The sequence below is a fragment of the Reyranella sp. genome (assembly GCF_050185545.1).
In the GTDB taxonomy this organism is placed as follows: Bacteria; Pseudomonadota; Alphaproteobacteria; order Reyranellales; family Reyranellaceae; genus Reyranella.
On record NZ_JBFWZI010000098.1, the window covers coordinates 13,364 to 26,985 of the forward strand.

Here is a 13,622-nt window from a genome sequence, read left to right on the forward strand (position 1 = left end):
GCCGGGCGACGGCGGCGGCGGCCGGCACGCCGGTCGCGCTCGGCATCCGGCCCGAGCATCTCCATCCCGCCGACGACGGCCCGCTCGCCTTCGACGTCGAGCTGGCCGAGCCGCTCGGCGCCGACACCCTGCTGCACGGCCGCTACGGCGAGGCGCGCGAGCTGGTGACCGTGCGCCAGTCCGGCCATGTCCTCGCGAGACCCGGCGAGCAGCGCCGCTTCAAGGCCGAGCCCGGTCATCTGCACCTGTTCGACACGGGCACCGGCAAACGCATCGCGGATGGCTGATGCACCAGCTCTGTCACTACGGAGTGGACGCGTCTCATATCGCTCCTGAGAAGATCGGGGCGGGCACCGCCCCGATCTCAGCATCGTGGTGCACGCCGGGGAGTGCCGAGTGTCTCCCCCGCAATCGGACCGTAATCGGGGAGGCGGCCCGATTAGGCGCTGTTTACAGCGCCATTGGCCGGACACAAGGGGGAGAGCCTCAGTCCGGCCTTCTTCAGATTCTGACGCCGGGATGTGAAGCACCTTGTCTGGGGCCTTCCCCTCCGCCCCGTATGACGGGGCACCTCTCCTGATGACGGGGGAGGAAAATGATCGCCTCAATCGACCGCGAGGACCTGCTTCAGGCGCATGAACATTGCGTAGTGCCAGTACGGGCCGCCGTGATCGTCGAAGCCCATGACGTCGTCGCGCATGGCGTAGCTGAAGTCCGCCGGCGTCGCCGCGATCAGCTCGACAGTGGCAGGCAGATTCGCGAGGACCGGGTCGTCCTTCGGCCCGAACATGTGCAGCAGGTAGACCTTGGCCTTCGTCGTCCTTGCGATCGCGCGCAAGAGCGCGATCGAGACCTTATCGACATGCTCGGCGCTCGGTTCGGGGCTCGCGCAGTAGTCCGCGTTGAAGCGGCAATGCATGGGGATAGTGTCGAGCACCAGCCGATCGGCGCCGTCGAGCCGGGCGCGGAGCAGCCTGTCGTTGGCCGACGGCTCGACGTTGGGGAAGCTGGTCGCCATCCAGTCCCGGATGCTGCGCAGCCTGGCCGGCGCGGCGACGTGGCGCTCCTTGTAGTAGGCGGCGTAGCCCAGGACGATGACATCGTCGGCCGCGATCCGATCCTCGAGACGCCTTAGCGTTACCAGCGCATTGGCCCAGGAGTAGCCGCCGAGGGCGTGCAGATGCACGGCGTCGCGGGAGAACGCGGTCTGCAGCAGGAAGGCGAAGGTCTGCCGGTCGTTCACGCCGTCACCGAACACGAAGGAGTCGCCCATGACGTAGATCTGCCGTTGCGGGCTGGCCGGCGCGTTGCCGGTGAAGCGCGTCCCGTCGCGGCTGATGGACACGACGGTATCGATGTGCCCGGATTTGCCGTCGCGCTGGCGGATGTAGCGAAACACGTAACGTCCGGGGTTGGCGCGATAGCCCTGCTCCGCGTCGTCGACGAAGAAGCCGTCGGGGATCCGCACCATGCGGGTGTAGGACGGCTCGGGGAACAACACGGCCCAGGCCTGGCGCAGGACCTCCAGGGTCGGCGAGCCGATCGCGCGGCCGGCCGCCGCGCCGATCCGGTCCCTGTGCTGCAGGTACAGGAAGGCCGCCGACAGCAGCTCGACGGCCGCCACGACCAGGGCGGTCAGGAGAGCGTAGTAGGCTGCCTGCTTTCGCCAGCTCACCGGGTTGGCTCACTAGAGGAACTGCTGAGAATATCATCCTGTCGTTCAACCGCGTACCCCGCGGCGAAGCGCAGGGCATTCGCATATGGAACGCTCTCATTCTCCTTGAAGAATGCGTTGGAGTCGCGCTCCCGGCGATGAGATTCGTACCGCACGACGCCCATTTTCACAGCGCCGCGCCGCGCGCACCGACGTGGCGGCCGTCACTCAGCGGTGAGGTTGCCGGCGGTAGTGGTCGGCGAGCGCATCGCGACCGAAATCGGCGGCGAGGTCGCGCCACACCGAATGGACGTGATTGGCGCCGTTCTGCGTATTGTCGTGCTCGATCAAGGTCACCGGCCCGTGCACGCGGAAGTAATGCGCCTCGCCGGGCACGAGTGAGCCCGCCCAGGCGAAGCGGAAGCGCTCCAGCCCCTGCTCCAGGACGCGGCGCCGCTGGGCAGCGAGGAGATCGGGCGCGAGCGTGCCGAGAAAGCGATCCATCAGCGCCTCGATGCGGGCGCGCGCCGTGGCATTCATCGCCGACAGCTCGAGGCCGCGCGGCTGGCCGAGATCCTGCTCGCGCTGTGGGCTCGCCACGATCTCGCCGAACGAGCGATTGGCGATCAGTGCGGTGCGCCGTTGCGCGTCGCCGAGACTGGCCATGACCTGGCGCGCCAGATCCTCGGCCGCGCCAAGCAGGCGGAAGCCCTTGTGAGAGCCGTCGCGCACCGTGGCGGGATGGGCGCCGATGAAGAACGGCGTTGCCGAGATTTGGTCGGGCGCGGGCAGGGTAACGTTGAGCGACAGGTGATGGCCCTCGAAGCGCCAGCCCCACGGAAAGCTGCCCGGCATGCCGAAGATGGAGACGAAGTAGCGGCCGGGATCACGGAAGCTGCCCTGCTGCTCGCGCAGCACGCCTTCGAGCAGGCGCACGCCGTCGAGCATGTCCAGGCCCCGCTGGCTCAGCACCGTGGCGAACAGGGCGCGCGCCGCCTCGGCCTGTGCGGGACTCATCTCCCCCAGGCCGAGGCCGGAGCGGCTGCGCGGGATGTAGTGCCAGTCGAGACGGTTGCCCGAGTCGAAGGCGATCAGGACCTGCCGGCGCTGGCCCTCCTCGAGTAACGCCAGGAAACGGTTGGCCTGCTCGGCAATGCGTTGCCCGGCATCGACCGTCTGGGCACTGGCGCCGCCGAACGGCAGGAAGCTCGCCGCCGCCAGCACGAGTCGCCGGGTCGGACGCTTGTGATGTGTCGGCCGCCCATGATGATGATCATGCGTACCCCCGTGATGGGCATGCGGGTGCCCATCATGGCCATCCGAATGATCGTGGGAATGCCAGCCGTCGTGCGGCATGGGGCGCCCACGGCAGCCCGATCAGGAGGAGGTGCGTGGATACTTCAAGGTGCAGCCGTAGGCCCGCGTCGAGGCGTTGCTGACCGGCTTGCCGGCGATCACCTCGTCGAGGCCGATTCGCACATACTGCCTGGCCTTGGGAATGTCGGCGACGTCGGACGACGGGATCGAATCGATGCCGCCCTTGTAGACCAGCGTGCCGGCAGCATCGATGATGTACATGTGCGGCGTCACCGTGGCGCCGTAGGCCCTGGCGATCCTGCTTTGCGGGTCGAGCAGCACGGCAGCCGGGGCCGCGTCGAGGCGCTTGACGATGTCGTTGGCCTGCGCGGCCGTGACGTGGCCCTGTTCGCCGGCCGCCGACGAGGCCGAGGTCAGCCAGACCACGCCCTTGGCTGCCGCCTCGCGCTGCTGCGTCTGCATGTTCCTGGCGTTGTAGTGCTTGCGCACGTAGGGGCAGTCGTGATTGGTCGTTTCGATCACCACGATCTTGCCCTTGAGGTCGGCCAGCGACCAGGTCTTGCCGTTGCTGTCGACGGCGGTGAAGAGCGGTGCGGGCTTGCCGATATCCGGGCTCGCGGCAAACGCCGCCGCCGGTGCCAGGGCCGCGGCTGCGCCGGCGAGAACGAGGTCACGACGTCGGATGATGATGCTCGACATGACGGTCTCCTATCGTTTGGCCTGCTGAAGCGAAGCAAGCTCGGAGAGGATCAGCGATTCGGTGAGCACCTGCGGCAGGATCTTCGGCCGCTCGGCGCCCGGGGGCCAGAAAAGATAGAGTGGAACGCCGGCACGTCCCAGTTCCTTTAACGAAGTTGTGATCTCGGGATCGCGATTGGTCCAATCGCCCTTCAGTTTCACGACGCCCGCCTGTTCAAAGGCGCGGCGCGCGGCGGGCGTTTCCAGCGCTACCCGCTCGTTCACCAGGCAGGTGATGCACCAGGCCGCGGTGAAGTCGACGAACACCGGCTTGCCCGCGGCGACTGCCTGCTGAACCCGCTCGCGCGAATATCGTTCCCAGCCCTCGAAGCTCACGCCTGTCGTCGGGCCGCCGGAGGCCGAGGCGGCGGTGGCCGGGCCGTCGTCGAGCCTGAGGGTCGCCGCGAGCGCCAGCAGCACGGCCGCCGCGGCAAGCCCGCGCCGCAGCCAGGTCGCCGGCCCCTTCTCAAGCTTGAGGGGAGTGCCGCTGCCCAGCCGCAGGAGCCAGATGGCGAAGGCGATCAGGACCATGCCACCCAGCGCGTAGAGCACGCCGTCGGCGCCGGTCTGCTGGGTCAGCACCCAGATCATCCATACCGCCGAGGCGTACATCGGGAAGGCGAGGAACTGGCGCAGCCGGTCCATCCACGGGCCGGGCCGCGGCATCAGGCGCTGCAGGGCCGGCGAGAACGACAGCACGAGAAACGGCAGGGCAAGGCCGAGACCCATTGCCAGCAGCACGGCCACGGTCTGCGGTGCGGGCTGGCTGAGCGCAAAGCCCAGCGCCGCCGCCATGAAGGGCGCAGTGCACGGGGTGGCGACGACGACCGCGAGCACGCCGGTGAAGAAGGCGCCGGTCGTGCCGCCGCGCGCGGCCAATCCCTGGCCGGCGCCGGCGACGCGGCCGCCGATCTCGAACACGCCGGAGAGATTGAGCCCGACGACGAAGAACAGGTAGGCGATCAGCAGCGAGAAGACCGGCGACTGGAACTGGAAACCCCAGCTCACCTCGCCGAGGCTGCTGCGCAGGCCGACGACGATTGCCGCCATCGCGGCGAACGACGACAGCACGCCCATCGTGTAGGCAACGCCGTCGCGCCGCATCTCGCTGCGGGCATGGCCGGCCAGGCGCGCGAAGGCGGCCGCCTTCATCGCCAGCACCGGGAACACGCAGGGCATCAGGTTGAGGATCAGGCCCCCCAGCAGGGCGAACAGCAGCGCCTGCGTCAGCGAAAGCCTATCGATGCCCTCCGCGGCGGCGAACGACGCGCCGAGCGATGGCGCCGGCACGAAGGCGGGATCGAGCTTTGCCGAGACGTCGAACGCCTGTTGGACCTCGCCACCGCCGGTCTTCTCGGTCAGCACCAGGGTGCCGGCCAGCCGCTCCGGCAGGGCCGCCTTGGCGTCGCCGCGCTTCAGGGGGATGCGGATGCCGTCGGCGCCGATGCTGGCGCTCTGCTTCGCCATGCTGGCGATCGGTCCCCATTCGGCCGGGAAGAAGTAGACGTCGCGGATCGTGTCGGGCTTCAGGCCGCGCGCCTCGACGACGAGTGTTGGATCCCCTGACTTGGCAACACCGTAACGCGCCGGCCACGGGCTTTCGGTCGGCACGTTCTGCCGCGCCTTGTCGAAGATCGCGCGCGTCGCCGGCGGCGCCGGAGTGGATGCCGGAGCAGTCGGCAGGGCGAGGGAGAGCCTGGCCTCCTCGGGAATGCAGACGTCCTCGCAGACCAGCCAGTTGGCATCGGCGACAATCGCCAGCGACGAGCCCTCGAGGTTTGCCGGCGGCACGATGCGCACCAGCAGCATGGCTTCGTCCTGAAAGCCGTAATTGATGATGCCGCTGACATCGAACAGGCGCGGCGTCGGCCAGACGATCGGATCGGCCTTCACGCCGTCCGGCAGCGTCCAGCGGATCTCGATCGGCAGGCCCGACTCGCCCGGGTTCTTCCAGTAGGTGTGCCATTTCGGCCGGATGATCTGGCGCAGGCCGACCCAGAACGGCTCGCCGGGCTTCACCGCGGCGACGTCGGCCAGCAGCTCGGCGCGGACATTGTCGGTCTGCACGACCGTGTCGCCGGAGGCAGGCGACTGGCCGAAGGCGGGGAACGCCACCAGCAGGCCGAGCAGCAGGGCGAGGATACGCGACATTGCGTAGTAAGTGACCCTGGCTCCGAGCGCTGGCAAGGCAATCCCGATCAAGGCGGCGTGATATTTTGCCGTCCCCCGGCGGACACATTAAGGTCCGAATCATGGTGCGTTTGGATGAAGGGCGCCTGCTTGGGGCGCTCGATGCGTTGGCCGGGATCGGCGCCATCGACGGTGGCGGGTGCGCGCGACTGGCGCTCAGCGACGAGGACAAGGCCGGCCGCGACCTCGTGGTCGACTGGATGAAGGCGCTCGGGCTCGCCGTCCAGGTCGACGCCATCGGCAACGTGATCGGCCTGCGCGCCGGCCGCGAGACGGTGGCCCCGGTCATGACCGGCAGCCACATCGACACGGTGCGTACCGGCGGCCGCTATGACGGCAATTACGGCGTGCTGGCCGGGCTCGAGGTCGTGCGGGCGCTGAACGCCGCCGGCATCACGACGCGCCGGCCGATTGCCGTCGCCTTCTTCACCAACGAGGAAGGCGCGCGCTTCCAGCCCGACATGATGGGCAGCCTGGTCTATGCCGGCGGCCTCGGCCTCAACGAGGCCTATGCCGCCGCCGACAAGGATGGCCGGTCGGTCGGCGACGAGCTGCGCCGCATCGGCTACCTCGGCGCGGCGCGGCCGGGCGCCGTACGGCCGCATGCCTTCGTCGAGCTGCATATCGAGCAGGGGCCGATCCTCGACGAGGAGAAGGTGCAGGTCGGCGTGGTCGAGAGCGTGCAAGGCATCTCGTGGACCGAGTACACGGTGACCGGCGTCTCCAACCACGCCGGCACGACGCCGATGCGACTGCGCCGCGACGCAGGATACCTCGCGGCGTCGGTCAACCTGTTCGCGCGCAGGCTTGCCTGGGAGATGGGCGGCAACCAGGTGGCCACGGTGGGCGCGCTGTCGCTGCGGCCGAACCTGATCAACGTCGTGCCCAATCGTGCGGTCTTCACCGTCGACCTGCGCAACACCGACGAGGAGAAGCTGAAGCAGGCCGAAGCGGCCGTCGCGGCCCACATCGCCGAGGTGTCGCGCGAGGAGCGCGTCGAGGTCGAGAGCAAGGTGCTGGCGCGCTTCGAGCCGGTGATCTTCGATGCCGCGCTCGTCGACCGCGTCGAGCACCACGCCCGCGCCCTGTCGCTCAGCACGCGCCGCATGCCCTCGGGCGCCGGCCACGACGCCCAGATGATGCAGCGGCTCTGTCCCACGGCGATGATCTTCGTGCCCTCGGTCGCGGGCCTCAGCCACAACGTCAAGGAGCATACGGACGCCGCCGACCTCGCCGCCGGCGCGCAGGTCCTGCTCAACCTGATGGTCGAGCTGGCGGAGGCGTCGTAGGGCGATAGCGATGCACGAGCATCTTGCACGCTCGCTCGAGCGCTACCGCAGCCTTGCAGGAGGAAACAGAAATGGCCGCAGCTGACAATCCTTCGCCCAGCCCTCAATCGCGCCGCATCGTGTTCACCGGTGCGGCCGGTGGCATCGGCACCATGATCCGGCCGCTGTTGGCGAAGATCTATCCCGGCCTGATCCTGAGCGACAAGGTCGAGCCGAAGGACCTGCAGCCCGGCGAGACGTTTGTGGCCGCCGATCTCGCCAGGCCGGACGAGGTCGCCGCTGCCGTGGAGGGCGCCGACAGCGTGATTCATCTCGGTGGCTACTCGGTCGAGGGGCCGTGGGACTCCATCCTGCAGTCCAACATCATCGGCTGCTACAACCTGTTCGAGGCGGCGCGGCAGGCCGGCGTCAAGCGGGTGATCTTCGCCTCGTCGAACCACGCGGTCGGCTTCTATCCGCGCAAGCGGCGCATCGGCACCGACGTCACGGTGCGGCCGGACAGCCGCTACGGCGTCAGCAAGGCGTTTGGCGAGGCGGTGGGCGCGCTCTATGCCGACAAGCACGGCATGATCGTGACCTGCCTGCGCATCGGCAATGTCGGGCCGCGCCCGCTCGACGTGCGCCGGCTGGCGATCTGGCTGCTGCCCGAGGATCTGGTGCAGCTGATCCGCATCGGCCTGGATCATCCCGACATCCGTTTCGAGATCCTCTACGGCGCGTCGGACAACGCCACCGCGTGGTGGGACAATGCGCGGGCGAGCGAGCTCGGCTATCGACCGACCGGCAAGTCGGAGGAGCATCGCGCCCACGCCGAGGCCGAGCAGGCCAGGATCGGTCCCGATGCGGTGGGTGACGCCTTCCAGGGCGGCAGCTTCTGCTCGCTCGAATTTACCAACAAGGTCGAGCGCGCCGGGCCGTAGGTCCTCATGCGCTGGGAGCGCGCCACTCCGATGGCGCTCATGGGATGTGTGGTCGGCAAGGAAAGGGAACATCGGCGTGGCGCGCTCCCAGCGGGCTCTTCCCTACGTCGACACCTAAACACTTGGAGCCTCTCCCATCCGCGGCAATAATCACCGGGGAAGGTGACGATGACGCGTTTTCTGACTGTCGGGGCCGCGCAGATGGGCCCCATCCAGCGCAGCCACAGCCGCCGCGACGTGGTCGAGCGGCTGATCGCCCATCTGCGCGAGGCCAGGCGCATGGGCTGCGAGCTGGTGGTGTTTCCCGAGCTGACGCTGACCACGTTCTTTCCGCGCTGGTGGATGACCGACCAGGCCGAAATCGATTCGTTCTTCGAGCAGGAGATGCCGTCGAACGAGACGGCGCCGCTGTTCAACGAGGCCAAGCGCCTGTCGATGGGCTTCTGCCTGGGCTACGCCGAGCTCGTCAACGAGAACGGCACGGTCCGGCGCTTCAACACCTCGATCCTGGTCGAGCGCGACGGCACGATCGTCGGCAAGTATCGCAAGGTCCATTTGCCGGGACATGCCGAGCACGAGCCGGAGCGGCCGTTCCAGCATCTCGAGAAGCGCTACTTCGAGGTCGGCAATCTCGGCTTCCCGGTGTGGCGCGCCTTCGGCGGCAACATGGGCATGTGCATCTGCAACGACCGGCGCTGGCCTGAGACCTATCGCGTGATGGGCCTGCAGAATGTCGAGATGGTGCTGCTGGGCTACAACACGCCGCTGCACAATGCGCCGTCGCCCGATCACGACGAGCATTCGTGGTTCCACAACCAGCTCTCGATGCAGGCCGGCGCCTACCAGAACGGCACCTGGGTGGTCGGCGTCGCCAAAGGCGGCGCCGAGGAAGGCGTACCCTCGCTCGCCGACAGCATGATCGTGGCACCCTCGGGCAAGGTGGTGGCGCGTGCCGCCGGCGATGGCGACGAGCTGATCGTGCATCGCTGCAACCTCGATGCCGGCCGCAGCTACAAGCGCACGACCTTCAACTTTGCGGTCCACCGCCAGCCCGACCAGTATCGCCTGATCGTCGAGCGCAAGGGTGCCGTCGATCCGCCATGAGGGGCCGCCACAAGGAGGCCACCTTGAGGGGCCGCCAGATGCGCGTCCATGTGCGCTGTGGCAACGACATCGAGGCGAAGCTGCGCAAAGTCGGCCTCGAAGGCGACTATCTGGCGTTCGCCGATCCGATCTGGCTCGGGCCGGGGGCGGCTTTCGGTTCCTGGCTGTCCGGTCGCGCCCGGCTGGTCGCCGATCGTTCCGGCCTGCCATACGACTCGGTGCGCCAGGAGATGGGTGAGGCCTATAGCCGGCTCGGCCGGCTGGCGTCCCGCTACGACCATATCATTCTGTGGTTCGAGCACGATCTCTACGACCAGGCGTGCCTGGTCCGCGTGCTGGCCAGCCTCGCGGCGCGCCCGACGTTGCCCAGGGTGGAGCTCGTCTGCATCGATCGCTTCCCTGGAATCGCGCGCTTCATCGGCCTGGGCCAGCTCGCGCCCGAGCAGCTCGCCGGGCTGTGGTCGCAGCGCAAGCCGGTCGGTCGCCGCCAGCTCGCGCTCGGCGCCCGAGCCCTGGCGGCCCTGCGCGCCGACTCGCCGCAGCACATCGAGGCGCTGCTGGGCGCTGACCTGCGCGCCCTGCCGTTTCTCGGCGCGGCGCTCAGGCGGCACCTGCAGGAGCTGCCGTGGACGACAGACGGATTGGCGCTCACCGAGCGCCTGATCCTGGTCAGCTTGCTGAACGGCCCGCGCACGCCGGTGGAGTTGTTCAACGACACCCAGGCGCGCGATCCGCTCCCCTACATGGGTGACCTCTTCTTCTGGTCGATCGTGCGCGACCTGCTCGCCGCACCGCGGCCGCCGATCGCGGTTCACGGCTCGACACGCCGGCTCGCCTGGCGCCGCCGCGTGATTCGGCTGACGCCGATCGGAAAGGCGCTGCTCGACGGCCGACGCGATTGGCAGGCCGAGCGGCCGGCGGGTCGCTGGGTCGGCGGAATCCCGGTCGGCGCCGGCGCGCCCGGCTGGCGCTGGGATCCCGGCGCCGGTCACACGACGGGAGGACATTGAGCCCTTCGTCATGCTCTTCCGGACCGCGCGAGCGTCCCGCTCGCTCAGGTTCATGAGCGAGCGGGACGCTCGCGGTCCGGAAGATTTAGAACTTCCGTCGACCGAGCTGGGTCAGCCGAACTTGCCGAAGCTCTGGTCGGGCGTGCCGCGGAACAGCGACATGTGGGTGTGGGTGGCGACGAACGGATCGCCGACGGCCTTGCGGCTCAAGGTCACCGTGGTGCGGCCGGGCCGGTCGAAGCGCTCGCCGTTGGCATGGAAGCCGTCCGACTGCCACACGCCCATGCCCGCCGCCATCAGCCGGTCGGGGGACACGATGGCCTCGATCTTGTCGAGGTCGTAGCGGAAGTTGCGGATCGTTCCCCACACGTTGCGCCACTGGTTCTGCTCGGCGCGCTCGCGCCCGGTCATGAAGTCGGTGAAGGTGCCGAAGGCGATCATGTCCTCGGCAAACAGATCGCGCGCGCCGGCGTAGTCGACCGCCCGGCAATGACTCGCGAGCTTGTCGAACCAGGCGCGCACGGCGGCCAGGTCCTCGGGATGCACGGGGCTCAGCAGGTTCATCGCGTACTCCTATAGTCCGTAGCGCTGCCAGTGCAGCCGCTCCTCGAGTGCGGCCAGGGTCGCCGGGCCGATCGCCTCGATGCCGGCGCCGAGGCCGAAGCGCGACAGCAGCCGGCGACGCGGACCAATCATCGGCAGATGCACCTTGGCGCCGTAGCGCGCCTGCAGCGTGCTGCGCAGCTCGCCGAGGCCATCGACCAATCCGTATTCGAGGCCGCGGCGGCCGGTCCAGAACTCGCCGGTGAACAGCGTCGTCTCGGGGCCCTTGAGCTTGCCGGCGCGGCGCACGCGCACCCAGTCCTTGAAGCCGTCGTGGATCTCGGACTGCAGGCGCTTCAGCCGATCGACGTCCTCCGCCTTCTCGGGGCGGAACGGGTCGAGCATCGACTTGCTTTCGCCCGAGGTGTAGACGCGCCGCTCGACGCCGATGCGGGCGATCAGGTCCTGGAAGCCGAAGCCGGCGCTGATCACGCCGATCGAGCCCACGATCGAGCTCGGATCGACGATGATCTCGTCGGCGGCGCAGGCGAGCCAGTAGCCGCCCGAGGCGGCGACGTCCTCGACGAAGGCGATCACCTTCAGCCCCTTCTCGTCGGCGAGAAGGCGGACTCGCTGGCCGATCAGTGCCGACTGGACCGGCGAGCCGCCGGGCGAGTTGATCGCCAGCGCCACCGCCCGGGCGCCGCGCATGTCGAAGGCCCGCTTGAGCAGAGGTGCCACCGATTCGATCGACAGCGCGCGGGGGCCGAGCATGCCGCCGGAGGCGATGATTCCCGAGAGGCGGACGACCGGCACGACCGGCCCGCGCCGAAAACGATCCTTCAGCCAACCCAACATGCCGGCACTCATGCGGTGCAAAAGGTCATAAGGCAAGCGGGGCGGCGTGGCGCAGGATGGCTTCCGCCTCCGCCGTGTACCCGCCCGACGGGCCGTGCAGAAGCAGCGCCGGCGAGTCGCGTCGCAGGAGCCCGTCATGGCGGCGCGCACGCACCAGCACGCGCGCCGCCGGCGGCAGGCGCTTGATGGTGATGTCGCCCCAGCCCAACCGCGCCAGATGGTCGACGATCTCGGCCTCGCGGTCGGCGCGGTGGATCATGATCAGGCTGCCCTCGGGGCGTGCCGCCCTGCAGGCCACGGCGAGCCAGCGTGCGAGGTCGGCGCTCGATTCCACGGTGGCCAGCGCCTTGCTGCGGTCGGGCGAGGGATCGGCGACGCTGGCCGGAAGATAGGGCGGGTTGGTCGCCACCACGTCGAATGGCCCCAGTCCCTGCGGCAGGTCCTGGACCAGGTCGTGGACGATCGTCCGGACGCGGTCGCCGAGGCCGTTCAGCAGGGCGCTGCGCTCGGCCAGCCCGGCCAGCTCCGCCTGCAGCTCGACGCCCAGCACGCTGCAGCCGGCCACACGCGCCGCGAGGCACAAGCCGACCGCGCCGACGCCGGCGCCCAGGTCGAGCACGCGGGCACCGGGCACAGCTTCGATGGCAGCGGCCAGGAGCACGGCGTCGATGGCTACGCGGTAACCGCGCCGTGGCTGCAATAACTTTACGCGGCCACCGAGCAGCCGATCCTCCGTGAGGCCCCGAGTCGCGGCACTGGTATGGTCCATGCTGTGATCATGTCACGACATCGTGTCGCAACAAGCGGGCGGCCCGAGGCACTATCCTGCGGAAATGGCTACCGTCGTCTCCCTCGAAGGCAAGCGCAAGGCGCCGACCCTCGATCCACTGCTCGCCCTGTGTGCCGACAGCATGGCGCAGGTCGATCGCGAGATCCGGGTGCGCATGCGTTCGCCGGTGGCGCTGATCCCCGAGCTCGCCACCCATCTGGTCGGCGCCGGGGGCAAGCGGCTGCGTCCGCTGCTGACGGTGGCAGCGGCCCGGCTGTGCGGCCATGCCTCGACCGACGAGCGAGCCATCAAGCTCGCGACCTGCGTCGAGTTCATCCATTCCGCGACCCTGCTGCATGACGACGTGGTCGATGTGAGCGCGCTGCGGCGCGGCAAGCCGACCGCCAACTCGGTGTGGGGCGACAAGGCCTCGGTGCTGGTCGGCGATTTCCTGTTTACGCGCGCCTTCGAGTTGATGGTCGAGGTGGGCTCGCTCGACATCCTGGGCGTGCTGTCGCGCGCCTCGTCGACCATCGCCGAGGGCGAGGTGCTGCAGCTCACCAGCCAGCGCGACATCAGCACGCCCGAGGCGACCTATCTCGAGGTCATCAAGGCCAAGACCGCAAAGCTGTTCGCTGCCGCCGCCGAGGTCGGCGCCATGGTCGCCGGTCGCGATGGGCCGGAGCGCGTGGCGCTCGAGAGCTTCGGCATGAACCTCGGCATCGCCTTCCAGCTGGTCGATGACGCGCTCGACTATTCCGGCCGCGAGGCGCAGCTGGGCAAGACCGTCGGCGACGATTTCCGCGAGGGCAAGCTCACCCTGCCGGTGATCCTGGCCTTCCTGCGCGGTCGCGCCTCGGAGCGCGAGTTCTGGAAGCGTACCATCGAGACGCTCGACCAGCAGGCCGGCGATCTCGAGCGGGCGCAATCCCTGATCGACCGCCATGGCGCGCTCGCCGACACGTTCGAACGGGCCCGTCACTATGGCGCCATGGCGCGCGACGCGCTCGGCCTGTTCCCCGACTCCGACCTCAAGGCCGCCTTGCTGGAAGCCGTCGACTTCGCCATCGACCGCGCGCATTAGCATTCTCCTCCCCAACTCTGTTGGGGAGGACTTCCTACCCGTGGTCAAGTGGACATTGCCTCGTTTTGGGGGACGATGTGAAGGTGAGTGAGGGTGCATTGTCGCCCGTCGCGCGGAAGTGTGCCGGCGTGCTCGCGACCGTCAAG

The 13,622-nt window shown here is 68.8% G+C and carries 13 protein-coding genes; 6 read left to right on the forward strand and 7 right to left on the reverse strand.

Features of this window, described 5'->3' with window-relative positions; genetic code table 11:
• Positions 1-287 (forward strand): TOBE domain-containing protein (locus tag AB7O82_RS22980; protein WP_428620259.1); only part of this gene is annotated, 287 nt, incomplete at its 5' end.
• Positions 288-604: 317 nt separating this feature from the next.
• On the opposite strand, the gene AB7O82_RS22985 is transcribed toward AB7O82_RS22980, so the two are convergent.
• The 4 genes from AB7O82_RS22985 to AB7O82_RS23000 all read right to left on the reverse strand — a co-directional run bounded on the left by AB7O82_RS22985 (position 605) and on the right by AB7O82_RS23000 (position 5,860).
• Positions 605-1,675: a hypothetical protein gene (locus tag AB7O82_RS22985; protein ID WP_428550907.1), complete on the reverse strand. Its 1,071-nt coding sequence runs from the start codon at positions 1,673-1,675 to the stop codon at positions 605-607.
• A gap of 207 nt (positions 1,676-1,882) precedes the next feature.
• Entirely contained in the window at positions 1,883-2,878 is a 996-nt protein-coding gene (locus tag AB7O82_RS22990; RefSeq protein WP_428550910.1) for a DUF3500 domain-containing protein, read from the reverse strand.
• Between the two features lie 153 nt (positions 2,879-3,031).
• Positions 3,032-3,670, reverse strand: a complete 639-nt coding sequence (locus AB7O82_RS22995; RefSeq protein WP_428550912.1) for a redoxin domain-containing protein — start codon at positions 3,668-3,670, stop codon at positions 3,032-3,034.
• 9 nt (positions 3,671-3,679) lie between these two features.
• The gene (locus tag AB7O82_RS23000; RefSeq protein ID WP_428620260.1) at positions 3,680-5,860 is read right to left on the reverse strand and encodes a protein-disulfide reductase DsbD family protein; all 2,181 of its coding nucleotides are present in this window, start codon (positions 5,858-5,860) and stop codon (positions 3,680-3,682) included.
• Between the two features lie 101 nt (positions 5,861-5,961).
• Here AB7O82_RS23000 and AB7O82_RS23005 point away from each other — a divergent pair, with 101 nt between their 5' ends.
• From AB7O82_RS23005 to AB7O82_RS23020, 4 genes are all read left to right on the forward strand, one after another.
• A complete protein-coding gene (locus tag AB7O82_RS23005) occupies positions 5,962-7,188 on the forward strand; it encodes a Zn-dependent hydrolase (RefSeq protein ID WP_428620262.1) in 1,227 nt (408 codons plus the stop codon).
• Positions 7,189-7,259: 71 nt separating this feature from the next.
• On the forward strand, positions 7,260-8,108 hold the full coding sequence (locus AB7O82_RS23010) for an NAD-dependent epimerase/dehydratase family protein (RefSeq protein ID WP_428553529.1): 849 nt from the start codon (positions 7,260-7,262) through the stop codon (positions 8,106-8,108).
• A gap of 168 nt (positions 8,109-8,276) precedes the next feature.
• Positions 8,277-9,212, forward strand: a complete 936-nt coding sequence (locus AB7O82_RS23015) for an N-carbamoyl-D-amino-acid hydrolase (protein ID WP_428553531.1) — start codon at positions 8,277-8,279, stop codon at positions 9,210-9,212.
• 23 nt (positions 9,213-9,235) lie between these two features.
• Positions 9,236-10,222 carry a DUF1835 domain-containing protein gene (locus AB7O82_RS23020; protein WP_428553534.1) on the forward strand — a complete coding sequence of 329 codons (987 nt, stop codon included), beginning with the start codon at positions 9,236-9,238 and terminating at the stop codon, positions 10,220-10,222.
• Positions 10,223-10,333: 111 nt separating this feature from the next.
• Here the strand turns inward: AB7O82_RS23020 and AB7O82_RS23025 are convergent, their stop codons facing one another.
• From AB7O82_RS23025 to AB7O82_RS23035, 3 genes are read right to left on the reverse strand one after another with little or no spacing between them, the layout of a single operon-like run.
• Entirely contained in the window at positions 10,334-10,786 is a 453-nt protein-coding gene (locus tag AB7O82_RS23025; RefSeq protein ID WP_428553537.1) for a YybH family protein, read from the reverse strand.
• Between the two features lie 9 nt (positions 10,787-10,795).
• Positions 10,796-11,623 carry a S49 family peptidase gene (locus tag AB7O82_RS23030; protein ID WP_428553540.1) on the reverse strand — a complete coding sequence of 276 codons (828 nt, stop codon included), beginning with the start codon at positions 11,621-11,623 and terminating at the stop codon, positions 10,796-10,798.
• A gap of 25 nt (positions 11,624-11,648) precedes the next feature.
• A complete protein-coding gene (locus AB7O82_RS23035; protein ID WP_428553542.1) occupies positions 11,649-12,392 on the reverse strand; it encodes a tRNA1(Val) (adenine(37)-N6)-methyltransferase in 744 nt (247 codons plus the stop codon).
• Between the two features lie 64 nt (positions 12,393-12,456).
• On the opposite strand from AB7O82_RS23035, the gene AB7O82_RS23040 reads away from it, so the two are divergent.
• The gene (locus tag AB7O82_RS23040) at positions 12,457-13,476 is read left to right on the forward strand and encodes a polyprenyl synthetase family protein (RefSeq protein WP_428553545.1); all 1,020 of its coding nucleotides are present in this window, start codon (positions 12,457-12,459) and stop codon (positions 13,474-13,476) included.
• Positions 13,477-13,622 lie beyond the last annotated feature (146 nt).